This is a genomic window from Streptomyces laculatispora, from assembly GCF_017353455.1.
GTDB lineage: Bacteria > Actinomycetota > Actinomycetes > Streptomycetales > Streptomycetaceae > Streptomyces > Streptomyces laculatispora.
Window position 1 is genome coordinate 1 of record NZ_JAFMPZ010000101.1, and the last position, 11856, is coordinate 11856.

Annotated in this window: 8 protein-coding genes and 1 pseudogene; 2 read left to right on the forward strand and 7 right to left on the reverse strand. The window is 72.1% G+C overall.

All coding sequences use genetic code 11. The annotated features are described in order from the left end of the window. The coding region (locus tag J1C73_RS05855) for a DUF885 domain-containing protein (RefSeq protein ID WP_207315394.1) at positions 1 to 1037 on the reverse strand (1037 nt) is incomplete at its 3' end. A gap of 38 nt (positions 1038 to 1075) precedes the next feature. Next, positions 1076 to 1594 (reverse strand): Lrp/AsnC family transcriptional regulator, encoded by a 519-nt coding sequence (locus J1C73_RS05860; RefSeq protein ID WP_123467922.1) that lies wholly within the window; start codon positions 1592 to 1594, stop codon positions 1076 to 1078. 59 nt (positions 1595 to 1653) lie between these two features. On the opposite strand from J1C73_RS05860, the gene J1C73_RS05865 reads away from it, so the two are divergent. Continuing rightward, the gene (locus J1C73_RS05865) at positions 1654 to 2895 is read left to right on the forward strand and encodes a trans-sulfuration enzyme family protein (protein WP_207315395.1); all 1242 of its coding nucleotides are present in this window, start codon (positions 1654 to 1656) and stop codon (positions 2893 to 2895) included. Here J1C73_RS05865 and J1C73_RS05870 read toward each other — a convergent pair. The 5 genes from J1C73_RS05870 to pdxR all read right to left on the reverse strand — a co-directional run bounded on the left by J1C73_RS05870 (position 2831) and on the right by pdxR (position 11693). Continuing rightward, a complete protein-coding gene (locus tag J1C73_RS05870; protein WP_207315400.1) occupies positions 2831 to 4231 on the reverse strand; it encodes a GNAT family N-acetyltransferase in 1401 nt (466 codons plus the stop codon). The two genes, J1C73_RS05865 and J1C73_RS05870, sit on opposite strands and share 65 nt — an antisense overlap. Before the next feature lie 141 nt (positions 4232 to 4372). Then, positions 4373 to 7036 (reverse strand): DUF7824 domain-containing protein, encoded by a 2664-nt coding sequence (locus J1C73_RS05875; RefSeq protein WP_207315396.1) that lies wholly within the window; start codon positions 7034 to 7036, stop codon positions 4373 to 4375. Next, positions 7033 to 8406 carry an SWIM zinc finger family protein gene (locus J1C73_RS05880; protein WP_207315397.1) on the reverse strand — a complete coding sequence of 458 codons (1374 nt, stop codon included), beginning with the start codon at positions 8404 to 8406 and terminating at the stop codon, positions 7033 to 7035. Before J1C73_RS05880 ends, J1C73_RS05875 begins: the two co-directional genes overlap by 4 nt. Positions 8407 to 8528: 122 nt before the next feature. Beyond that, positions 8529 to 10109 carry an alkaline phosphatase D family protein gene (locus J1C73_RS05885; RefSeq protein WP_207315398.1) on the reverse strand — a complete coding sequence of 527 codons (1581 nt, stop codon included), beginning with the start codon at positions 10107 to 10109 and terminating at the stop codon, positions 8529 to 8531. A gap of 126 nt (positions 10110 to 10235) precedes the next feature. Then, on the reverse strand, positions 10236 to 11693 hold the full coding sequence (gene pdxR / locus J1C73_RS05890; RefSeq protein ID WP_207315399.1) for a MocR-like pyridoxine biosynthesis transcription factor PdxR: 1458 nt from the start codon (positions 11691 to 11693) through the stop codon (positions 10236 to 10238). Positions 11694 to 11740: 47 nt separating this feature from the next. Here pdxR and J1C73_RS34570 point away from each other — a divergent pair. Then, positions 11741 to 11856: pseudogene (locus J1C73_RS34570) on the forward strand (EamA family transporter); the annotation flags it as partial.

Sequence of the window (11856 nt, forward strand, 5' to 3'; positions counted from 1 at the left end):
TAGTACGGCGCCGCGGCGCCGCCGGGCGGGGCGATCCGGGACTCCACCTTGCGCACCCGCTCGGCGAGTTCGAAATGCGTTCCGTCCAGGGCCTCGATGGCCTCGTCCATCAGGCCCTGCAGCCACGTCTGGACCTCGTCGACCCCCTCGATGTGCTTGCCGTGCACATCGAGATGGGCCAGCGCCTCCCAGGGGCCGGCCCCGGGCAGCACCTTCTCGGCCTCGGTCCGCATCTCGGCGAGCAGCCGGTGGTACTCGGACCAGCCGTACGCGTAAGCCTCGTCGAGATCGAGGTCGGTGCCGTTGAAGTAGCGCGACCAGCGGGCGTACCGTTCACGGCCCACCACGTCGGGTGCGCCCTCGACGGCGGGTGCGTACACCTCGAGCATCCACTGCCGCAGCTCCTTGAGCGCCTGCGTGGCCTGCCGGGCACCGTCGTCGAGACCGGTGCGAAGAGCGGCCGGGCCCGCGGCGGCGAAGTCCTGGAAGAACCCCGTCGTACCGTTGCCGACCCACTCGTCGAGCTGCCCGATGAAGGTGGCGGTTGCGCGCGGACCGCCGTAGAGCTTGCGCTCCAGGCCGAGCGCGAGCGACTCGCGGTAGCCGGCGAGCGCGGCCGGAACCGCACGGAGCCGGTCGACGACCGCCGCCCAGTCCTCGTCCGACCCGGTGGGCGTCACGGTGAACACCTCACGGACCGAGTGCGCCGGGGAGTGCAGGTTGGAGACGGCGCGCAGCGCCTCATCGGCCTCGTGGACGGTGAGTTCGGCCGTCAGCCGCTCGCGCAGGAGGCGGCCGCAACGGCGCTCGGCGTCATTGGCCGCACCGGGCAGTTGTTCCGCACGGTCGAGCCGGGCGAGTGTGGCGCGGGCCAGCCCGGCCAGCTCTTCCTGGCCGGCGGGGGAGAAGTCGGGAAGGCGGCGCGAGCTTTCCGCGACACCCAGAAAGGTGCCGGAAATCGGGTCGAGTTGGACGAACGCGTCGACGTAGGCGTCGGCGACCTGGCGGGGCAGCGCGCTGCTGGGAGAGTCTGACATGTGGACATCCTCGTACGGAGAGGGGCTCCCCGTCATCATCAATCGGGCTCTGAGGCCTGACAGGTGCCCGGCCCGGCCGTTGTGGCGGAGGGCGGCAGCAGCGGTCCGCACTCCCACTGCTGGAAGATCAGCCTGGTCTCCACTCGGGCCACTTCGCGGCGCGAGGTGAACTCGTCCAGCACCAGCCGCTGCAGGTCGGCGGTATCGGCTACGGCCACATGGACCAGATAGTCGTCGGGACCGGTCAGATGAAAGAGCGCCCGGGACTCCGGCAGCGTCCTGATCCGTTCCACGAACGGGCCGATGAGCTCTCGGCGGTGCGGCCGGACCTGCACGGACAGCAGCGCCTCCAGCCCGCGTCCCATTCTGGCCGGATCCAGTCGCAACTGATGGCCGAGGATGACGCCCGTGCGGCGCATCCGGGTGACGCGGTCCAGGCACGTCGAAGGGGCGACCCCGACCTCGGCTGCGAGATCGCGGTAGGTGGTCCGGGCATCGTTCTGCAGTAGGCGCAGAATGTGCAGATCCACCGTGTCCAGGGCGATGGAATCGGTCATTTGCCGAACGTAGCACGGGCCTTGGCGCGAATATCCGGACGACTGTTCAGAGTGGTGACATGGACACCGAAGCCCCGATGGCGCCCTCGACGACAACCCGGTCCAGGGCGCTGGCCACCGAAGCCGTGCACGCCGGACGCGACGACCTCGCGGCTCTCGGCCTGCACGCCCCGCCGATCGACCTGTCCACCACCTACCCCTCGTACGACTCCAGGGGGGAGGCGGAGCGGATCGACTCCTTCGCCACCACCGGCGCCCGGCTCGACGGGCCGCCGGTCTACGCCCGGCTCGACAACCCGACCACCGCCCGGTTCGAGACGGCCCTCGCCCGGCTCGAAGGGACCGCGAGCGCCGTGGCGTTCGCCAGCGGCATGGCGGCGCTCACCGCCGTCCTGCTGGCCCGCGCGAGCATCGGTCTGCGCCATGTGGTCGCCGTCCGCCCGCTGTACGGCTGCAGCGACCATCTGCTCGGCGCCGGGCTGCTGGGCACCGAGGTGACCTGGACCGATCCGGCGGGCATCGCCGACGCGATCCGGCCCGACACGGGTCTGGTGATCGTCGAGACCCCCGCCAATCCGACGCTCGCCGAGGTGGACATCCGGTCGGTCGCGCACTCCTGCGGTTCCGTGCCGCTGCTCGTCGACAACACCTTCGCGACACCGGTGCTCCAGCGCCCCGTCGAGCACGGCGCGCGGATCGTGCTGCACAGTGCGACGAAGTACCTGGGGGGTCACGGGGACGTGATGGGCGGAATCGTCGCCTGCGACGAGGAGTTCGCCGCCCGGCTGCGCCAGGTGCGCTTCGCCACCGGCGGCGTGCTGCATCCGATGGCCGGATACCTGCTGCTGCGCGGCCTCGCCACGCTGCCGGTACGGGTACGGGCCGCGTCCGCCAGCGCCGCGGAACTCTCCCGAAGGCTCGCCGCCGACCCGCGGATCGCCCGCGTCCACTACCCGGAACTGGGCGGCGCGATGGTTTCCTTCGAGGTCTTCGGGGACCCGCACCGGGTGATCGCCGCGGTGCGGCTCATCACGCCGGCCGTCAGTCTCGGCAGCGTGGACAGCCTGATCCAGCACCCCGCCTCCATCAGCCACCGCATTGTGGACGAAGGAGACCGGCAGGCATCGGGGGTCGGCGACCGGCTGCTGCGCATGTCGGTCGGCCTGGAGGATGTCGAGGACCTCTGGGCCGATCTCTGTCAGGCGCTGAGCAGCGAGGAGCCCCTGCGGCAGGGCTTCAGTGACTTGCCTGCTCGTACGGGGGCAGGGACCGTGCCGCAGTCGCGGCCGGCCGGGCGGTGATCACCAGCGTGCCTTCCTCGATCTGGTAGTCGAGCGGCAGCGAGAGGGCGCGCATGGCGGCGACCATGCCGGTGTTGGACGCCTGGGTGACGGCGTAGACGCTCTCGCAGCCGGCCTCGACGGCGAGCGCCACCAGGCGGGCGAGGAGCTCGGAGCCGATGCCCCGGCGCTGCCAGTCGTCCTCGACGAGCAGGGCGACCTCGGTCTCGTCGCCGTCCCAGAGCAGGTGGCCCAGGGCGACCAGCCGGCCGGAGGCCGTCTGGACGGCGAGGGTGCGGCCGAAGCGCGGGCCCAGCAGGTGGTCGAGATAGCGGTCGGCGTCGCGGACCGGGCCGTGATAGCGAAGCCGCAGTGTCTGCTCCGAGCAGCGGTCGTGCATGGCGCGGGCCGCTTCGAGGTCGGCGATGTCCGCCCGGCGCACGGTGATCTCGTTGCCCTCGGGCAGAGTCAGCACGTGTTCGCTGCGCGGGACACGGGGGCCGAGCCGGGCGTCGAGCTCGACCAGGGCGCGCGCCCTGGCGAACTCCGTCGGAGTGAACGGGAGATAGGGCCGCTCCACGGTGATCACACCGCCCGACGGGTCACGCAACCGCATCACCGTCTCCTCCAGCACCCCTTCGACGGGCGCGGTCTCACCAGTGGCGCGTCCGGTGACCGAGACGGCGGGCAGCGAGTGGATGGTGCACCGGCCGAGCAGCTGGCGCAGGGCGAGGGGGAGTTCGGCGGCATCCAGCGCGGTGCGGGTGGCGAGGCCGAGCACCCTGGTCGGAGCGTCCACCAGGTCATGGGCATCGGCGCGCTCGATCCAGGTGGAGCTGCCGCCCGCGGCGGAGATCGCCCGGGTCAGCTGCGGTGCCGGAAGTGTGGCGGGGGCGCGCAGCAGGAACTCGTCGACCGTGCCGTGTGCCAGTGGGTGCGTCTGCAGGGTGAGAATGTCGATCCGGTGCTGGGCCAGCACGATGCAGAGCGCCGCCAGGCTGCCGGGAGCGTCCCTGACCGTGGTGCGCATCCGCCACAGCGTCGTCTCCCCGTCCCCGGTACCCGGTGCCGGGGAGACGGCCGCCGCGGCTGTCTGCACGCCGGAGTCGTCCGGGCCGGACGCCCCGCCGGCTTCCGGCGGTGGCGCGTGGCTGTGCCGTCGTGCCCACCAGGTGTGGAACGCGGCGGTCGCGGTCAGCGCCAGGGCCGAGGCGATGAGCAGATACGGCCCGTCCGGCTGGTGCCCGATCAGGTTGGCGATCGCGTCGGCAACGGCGACCGCGGTGAACAGGGCGGCGAGTTCGATGAGATCCCGTCGCCAGTGGTGGGGGCGACGGGCACTCTTCGCGGATGTCACATCAGTCATGCCTTCACTGTGACGGAGCGGTGTTGCCTGATCACGAACGCCTTGTGACCGATGGGTTAAGTATGCATCTAGCCGCCAATCGTCTATTTTCGGCCGGTTGGCCAGGGTGTTCGAGCCAGGGTCCGGTCAGGTTCACGCGGCCGCCTGGCCCCAGGCGGCCTCCAGCCGCGCCGCCTGCCGCACCAGCTGCGTGGACCCGCCGCGCGCGGCGGCTGCGCCGAGGCCGGCTATCGGCCCGGCCTTTTGCGGACCACCGCGCTCCGCGCACTCCGCGGCCACCGCGAGCAGGTCGCTCAGTCCCCGGGGAGCCCGCTCGTGGGACAGCAGCGCGGGCAGCACCGGGACCAGAACGGAGAGCACGGTCCGGTACGCGCCGGTGGCAGCGGCGGTAGCCGCCGAGCTCGCCAGCCGTCCTGGTTTCACCAGGCCCCGGCCGATGAGCACGGTCAGCTCTCTGCCGAGGAGCGCCGCATCCAGCCGGCCCCGGGCGGCGAGGATCAGCAGGGCGTCCACCGCCGACAGCCGGTCCTCCGGATAGCGGGCGCCGAGCCCGTACCCCAGCGCGAGATGTATGGCGCCGGCAGCGGGCCCTTCGGTCTCGACGAGAGCCGGCAGGGGCCACGCACCCCCGCGCTCGTCCTCGACGCACGTGGTGACGGAAGGCAGCAGCCACGCCGCCAGCGTCTCGCTGTCCTGCGGCAGTGCGGCCATCCAATGCGGCGCGCTGTGGCCCCAGTGGTAACAGCGCTGCTGTCCGGGGGCGTGCGGGCGGCCGAGCCAGTGGAAGGCGCGGGGGAACTCCCGCTGGAATACCGGGCGTTCCTCGGTGGCCAGCAGGATGCGCCGCGCTCCCGCCGCCGACCGCTGGAACCAGCCCCGGGCCACGGGTACTTCGGCCTCCACATGGTTGCGCAGGACCGGCGCCAACGGTTCGTCCGCCCGGATCCAGGCGGCCAGCCGGTCGCCTTCCACGGTGCCGAGTCCGGCGGCCTGTACGGCGGTCTCGTGGCCGCCGCCGCGCCGGACGCGCAGCAGGGCCTGCGCGAAGTCGCAGGACTCCGGTTCGAGCCCCAGCTCCTGATAGCGGCGCAGCCGGCCGACCAGCTCCACCGGGTCCAGGGACCCGGTGTGCCAGGTGGGCGTTGCCAGCAGGAAGGGCAGCTTCCCGGTCCGGATCGCGGCAGCGGCCTCCCACAGCCGTGCGTACATCATGCCGTTGACGCCGGCGTGGAAGCAGGCATCCGTCCGCGTCCGTCCGGCCCGGCCGTCCGCGACGGCCCGCGCCGAGACCCGTCCGAGCAGCGACGCCGCGACGAGTTGCAGACCGTCGTGGTTCCTGGCGAACCGCCGGTCGGTCTCGTCCTGCTCACCGGCCCCGGCCCACCACTGCCCGGCGAGCGCCGGACGCAGGGCGTCGGCCAGGGCCGTCCGGCCTGTGTGGGCGCACCGGATCAGTCCGTCCAGAGCCCGCTCGAAGTGGGTGACCTCCCACGACCCGGACCGCACCAGTGCCACCACATCCTCGACGAGCTCGGCCGTGTTCTGCGGGGCCGGGGCGAGACGCCGTGGGACGGGGGCCTGCGGCAGGATCTCCTCGTAGACGTCGTCGGCCGGCTCCGCGTCGAGCAGATCACCGAACACCACGAGGGCCGCTGAGCGGTGCACCGGCCCCAACTGTGAGGCCATGTCCGCCAGTTCCTGGTGAACGGCGGACAGGGCCGCGGGGAGGTGGCGGGCGGTGAGCTTGAGTGCGCGCTCCTGGATACCGATGTCCGGGTGTCCGAACGCCTCGCCGACCACGGGCAGCAGTGCCCCGGCCGCCGACGGGTTGCGGCGCAGCACCTTTCCCAGCAGCGCCAGTTGGGAACGGACCAGCTTCTTCTCCGTGCGGAAGAGCACCGGACCCGAGACGTCGGCCAGCTGAGCGACGGACAGCCTGTCGAGACCGTCCAGCCGGGCGAGCACCTCCTGTGCGTGTCCGGCCACGGGCGACGGGCCGTCCGCGGCCATGGCGATCCAGTCGGCGACCCGCTCGGCCTCCTCCTGAGCAGTGGGTTCGAGACCACGCAGCAGTTGCAGACAGAAGCGCAGGTCGGCGGGTTTCCCGCCGCGCAGCAGGCGGGTGGTGCAGCGGTCCAGGAGGAGGGCGCGGTCCAGCAGGCCTTCTGCGGCGAGGGCGGTCAGCGCGGACGGCCAGTGGCCGCCCGGGCCCGGATCGCCGACCCAGGCCACCGGCCCGGGCAGCGTCGGCATGTCCAGGAGGTGCGGCGCCAGCACGTCGAGGTGCGGTTCGGCGCGCAGGACGTCGGTCAGTGGAGGGTGCGGCCGCTGCTGCCACCGCGCGTTGCTGATCCGGTCGACCCAACCACGGACGATGCCGTCGGAGGCGGGCAGCGGGCAGTCCGCCATCCGGACCAGTTCGAGGACGAGCCGGTACTCCGCCTCGGACTCGACGGAGCGGGCGGCCAGCCGGCGGGCGAGATCGGCGAGCCAGGCCGGATCGCGGTCGGCCAGCACCTTCAGCACCCACGGGTAGGGCGAACGCTCCCACTCACGCAGTTCCCGGGCGCCGATCCAGGTCGCGCAGCCCGCGGCCCCGGTGTGACAGCCCGCGCCGGCCACCAGCACGGCCTTGTGGACCCTGGTGCGCTCGCGCCATTCCCGCTCCCGCACCTCCTTGCGTATCGTCTTCAACTCGGCCAGCGCCAGCCTGCGTTCGGCCCGGTCGAGCGGGGCGAGCAGGGCGGGGACGTCTCGATGACGGCCTTCGCGCACCGCGGTGATCAGGTCCTTCATCGCGCACCTGCGGTGACCGTCGCGCCCCGCCGGGTCATCCGGACCGCCAGCGCGTGTTTGCACGGGCCGCGTCGGCCCCGGTAGTCGGCCCACCACTGGCAGGTGCAGCTCAGGGCCCCGGCCCTCTCGCGGACCTGGTAGCTGTGATCGCCCGAGGCCACGGCCGCCAGGTCGCCGTCCAGGACGACCGAGCCGGACTCGGCGAGCTGTCGCGCGGCGACCAGCCGCGGGTTGTGCCGTTCGGCCCGGTCCGCGTCGTACGGCAGTTCGCGATGGAAGTAGGCCGCGTCCGCGAGGTCGTAGCCCACGCGTCCCGCCGTTCCCAGCCGGACGAGCGCCGCCCGCACGCGTTGCACCGGCAGGCCGGACTGCTCGGCCAGGTCGGCCGGCTCGATCCGGGGCTCCCAGGCCAGCAGCACGGAGATCAGCTCGGCGTCGGCCGCGGCGTCATCGGTGGCGAGCGCCTCCAGCACACCGCCCTCGCCCGAGAAGCCGCGGGAGGCCTCGGGCGACAGCGTCAGGGTGAGCCGCATTCCCGGCAGCACCACCTCCCAGGCACTGGCGGCGGCGGCGCCGTCGGCCACCGGGCCGTACACCCGCAGTGCCGTCGCGTGCCGAAGGATGCGCTGAAGCGAGACCAGCCGCTGCGGCCCCGGCAGACAGATTGCCCCCGCCGTCGGCCTCGTCGTCGGCCGCAGGGTCTTTCCGGCGGGAAGCACCCACTGAGCGCCTCGCGATGCGCTGCCGGAGGAGCGGGGCAGTGACCGCAGGAACCGGACGGCCTCGGCCGCCGGGAGCTCGGCCCGCAGATCGAACGCGGCGGAGGCCACCTGCGCCTCGGCGAAGCCCCGCAGCCACCGGTCCGGCAGCGGAACCTTCTTCTCCACGACGGGACCGTCCAGCGTGGTCACCGCCATCTCCTGCGGCCCCACCCGAAGATGCAGCGGGTCGTCGCCCGCTATCCGCGAAAGTGCCTCGCGCAGCGGATTGTTCACATCGACATTGGTCGTGCCGTGCCCGGTCTCCGCCCCGTCCAGACCCTCCCGCAGTACGTCCAGGCGGGCGTACACACCGCAGCAGCCGGAGAACGACTCGAAGCGCAGCCTGTCGCCGTTTCCCGTCACCACCGGGTCGAGCGAGGACAGCAGCGTCCGCTGGTAGTAGCGCGCGGCCGCCACGTCCGCCACCGCGAGCAGTCCGCGGGCCGCGATCCGGGGCGAGGTGAGAAAGCCTTCGAAGAACCGGGGATGGGGCTCGGCGCCCCGCGGCGTGAGACCGCCCGCTGTCTCCAGGCCGAGCAACTGCCCGGCCTGCGAGGACTTCAGAACGGACGGACGTGAGTAGGCCAGCGCCTGTACGGATCGGGTCATGAAGAAAACGCTAGAACCCACCACTGACAATCGGCCCGGAGAGCGGTCGGCAGTGCGGGGGTGCGGAACTCCCGCTCCGCCCCGCCGTCAACCCCTCCCCGGAGCCGTTCAGACCTTTCCGGTCACTGCCCCACTCGCCCCGGTTGCAGCACCTTGCTGAACAGGACGGAGCCGCCCTGCGCCCGCAGCCGGACGGTCAGTTCGCCGCTGTCCCCGTCGATGTCCACCTCACCGAAGAGGGCAGGCGACTCCATCGGCGACACATTCGCTCGATCAGGCGCCTGAACGAACACTTGATCGGGTCCGAATGTTCCGTCGAGTGGGTTGGCGGGAAACTGGCCGGCGGCCAGTGGGCCCGTGACGAACTCCCAGAACGGTGCGAAATCCTGGAACGCCGCCCGCTCGGGGGCGTAGTGCTGGGCCGATGTGTAGTGCACATCGGCCGTCAGCCAGACCGTGCCGGTGATCCGGTGGTGCTTGATGTACCGCAGCAGTTCGGCGATCTGCAGTTCGCGGCCGAGAGGCGCGCCGGGATCGCCCTGCGCCACCGCCTCGAAGTCCGTCGCACCGTCCGCCACGACCAGGCCGAGCGGCATGTCCGCGGCGATCACCTTCCACACGGCCCGGGACCGGGAGAGTTCGCGCTCAAGCCAGGCCAACTGCTCGGAGCCGAGGATTCCGGTGGTGTCGTCGGGCTGCCGGCCGGGGGAGTTGGCGTTGCGGAAGGACCGCATGTCCAGGACGAAGACATCGAGCAGTGGACCGTGCCGCACCACCCGGTGCACCCTGTCGGTGCCCGACGGCCGGTGCGGGGTGGACACCGGGAAGTACTCGCGGAAGGCGCGCATCGAGCGGGCGGCGAGCACGTCCACGTTCTTCTCGGTGTACCGGGCGTCGTCGAGGATCTGTCCGGGGTACCAGTTGTTGCGCACCTCGTGGTCGTCCCACTGGATGATGGAGGGCACCTGTGCGTTGAACTCCCGGAGGTTGTCGTCCAGGAGGTTGTAGCGGAAGTTGCCCCGGTACTCGGCCAGGCTCTCGGCGACCTTCGCCTTCTCCTCGGTGGTGATGTTGCGCCAGACACGGCCGTCGGGCAGCGGCACACGGGGCTCGATCACCCCGTCCGCGTAGATGTTGTCGCCGCTGCAGAGGAAGAAGTCCGGGTCGAGGCGGCGCATTTCGTCGTACACCCGGTATCCGCCGATGTCCGGGTTGATGCCCCAGCCCTGTCCCGCGATATCTCCGGACCACAGGAAACGCACACTGTCCCGGCGTCGCGCCGGCGCGGTGCGGAAGGTCCCGTACACCGGCTCACCGGTGCGGCGGGGGTCGTCCGGGGCGGCGAGCGTCACCCGGTAGTGCACCTGCTCGCCCGGCGGCAGACCGTACAGCGGTGTCGTCCCGGTGAAGTCCGTACCGGGACCGAGCAGCGGACCGTGCCACCTGCGCGGGCGCCGGAACGACTGGGTCGCCGAAGTCTCCACCACCATCCGGGCCGGACGGTCGGACCGCACCCACACGAGCGCGGAGGATGCCGTGACATCGCCCACCTGCACACCCCAGGCCGCATCCGGCCGGCCCGACCGCGCGAAGGCGGGGGCAGCCGAACCCACCACGGGAAGGGTGAACGCGGCCGAGGCGGCGAGTGAACCGCGCAGCAGGGCACGGCGGTCGGGGGACGGAACACGCGGACGGTACGGCATCGAAGCGCCTCCGGGGCAGCGGGTGGGGCGAACGGTCTGCTGATCGACCGGGCCACCCTCGCGCCCGACGGAGGCGGGCACACCAACGCGAGGTGAATACCCGGTCCCCTGCGCCATCGAAGCCGCTCAGCGAAGGCCCCGCTGGGCCTCGGCCAGCAGACGCACACCACGTGCGATGTCCACCGGCGCCAGTTGCGCGTATCCGAGCACCAGGCTCACACAACGGTCCGCGGGACGCACGGTTCCGCAGTCGCTCAGCAGCCGCAGTGCGATACCGGCACCGGCGGCACGGGCGGCGAAACCGGCCTCGGGACCGTACCGTGCGGGCAGCCGGGCGATGATGTGAAGTCCCGCGGCGATACCGCTGACCTCGGTGCCGGGGAAGTGCTCGGCCAGCGCCGCGGTCAGGGTGTCGCGGCGTTCCCGGTAGGCGCGCTGGCAGCGCCGCAGCTGACGGTCATAGCCTCCCCGGGCGATGAAATCGGCGAGTACCGCCTGGTCGACGGCGGGATTGCCGAGATCCATCGTGCGCTTGCGGGCGACGATCTCGTCCGTCATGGACGCCGGCGCCAGCAGCCATCCCAGCCGCAGACCGGGTGCCAGCGACTTGCTCACCGATCCGGTGTACGCGACGTGCTCCGGATCCAGGCCCTGCAGGGCGCCGACGGGCGCCCGGTCGTAGCGGAAGTCACCGTCGTAGTCGTCCTCCACGATCACCCCGTCGACGTCCCTCGCCCAGTCCAGGAGCAGACTGCGGCGGGCGGCGGAGTACGCGATCCCGGTGGGGTACTGATGGGCCGGGGTGGTCATCACGGCACGGACCCCGGAGCGCACGAGCGGCTCGGCGGCCAGGCCTTCGTCATCGAGCGGCAGCCTCGACGTGGCGAGCCCCGTCGAGGCGAAGAGGGAGGCGTGTTCGGGGCTCCCGGGATCCTCGACACCGACCGTGCGCATCCCGCGTCCGTGCAGCACGAAACCGAGCAGGGTGGTGGCCTGCGCCACGCCCGAACAGACCAGCAGGCGCTCCGGATCGGCCACCACCCCGCGACGCCTCGCCAGCAGGGCCGCGAGGGCGACCCGCAGCTCGGGCAGTCCCCGCGGATCGGGATAGCCCAGGGCGCTGTGCGGCAGCCTGCCGAGCACCGAACGGTGAGTGGCGGCCCAGGCGCTGCGCGGAAAGAGCGAGAGGTCCGGAGTACCGGGCCGGAAGTCGACGAGCGTGCCGGGGGCGCGCGGGGCGAGATCGCGGGCCCGGTCCGCCGCTGCCCGCACCGATCCGCTCACCCACGTTCCCGCCCCGCGCCCGCTGTGCAGATAGCTCTCGGCGGTCAGCTGCTCGTACGCCTCGGTGACCAGACCGCGTGAGACACCGAGATCGGTGGCGAGTTCACGACTGGACGGAAGCCGTGTCCCCGGCGTCAGCCGGCCGGAGCGGACCGCTTCGCGCAGTGCCGACTGGAGGGCGCGACCGCGCCCGCGGGCCGGAGCGGACGCCGCCGGAAGCAGCAGTTCCCAGGCGGCGGAGACCGATTCCCGGTCGCTGCCACCGCCGGCCGGTGCTGGATTGGTCCCCGAAGATGTCATGGAAGTGGACCTTAAACCGGGCCGCCGGGCTGCCTAGCGTCGGTGCCATGAACCTGACTTACCTGCGCGGAGCCCTTCTCGCCGCCATCGCCTGCGTCCTCGTGGGTGCCTCCTTCACCGCCAACAGCGTCCTGGGCGACTACCCCTACGCGGGTGGCCAGGC

Excerpts from the sequence above, each read along its gene's own strand:
- J1C73_RS05860 (WP_123467922.1), bottom strand. The coding sequence starts at position 1,594 with ATGACCGATTCCATCGCCCTGGACACGGTGGATCTGCACATTCTGCGC.
- J1C73_RS05865 (WP_207315395.1), top strand. The coding sequence starts at position 1,654 with ATGGACACCGAAGCCCCGATGGCGCCCTCGACGACAACCCGGTCCAGG.
- J1C73_RS05875 (WP_207315396.1), bottom strand. The coding sequence starts at position 7,036 with ATGAAGGACCTGATCACCGCGGTGCGCGAAGGCCGTCATCGAGACGTC.
- J1C73_RS05880 (WP_207315397.1), bottom strand. The coding sequence starts at position 8,406 with ATGACCCGATCCGTACAGGCGCTGGCCTACTCACGTCCGTCCGTTCTG.
- J1C73_RS05885 (WP_207315398.1), bottom strand. The coding sequence starts at position 10,109 with ATGCCGTACCGTCCGCGTGTTCCGTCCCCCGACCGCCGTGCCCTGCTG.
- pdxR (WP_207315399.1), bottom strand. The coding sequence starts at position 11,693 with ATGACATCTTCGGGGACCAATCCAGCACCGGCCGGCGGTGGCAGCGAC.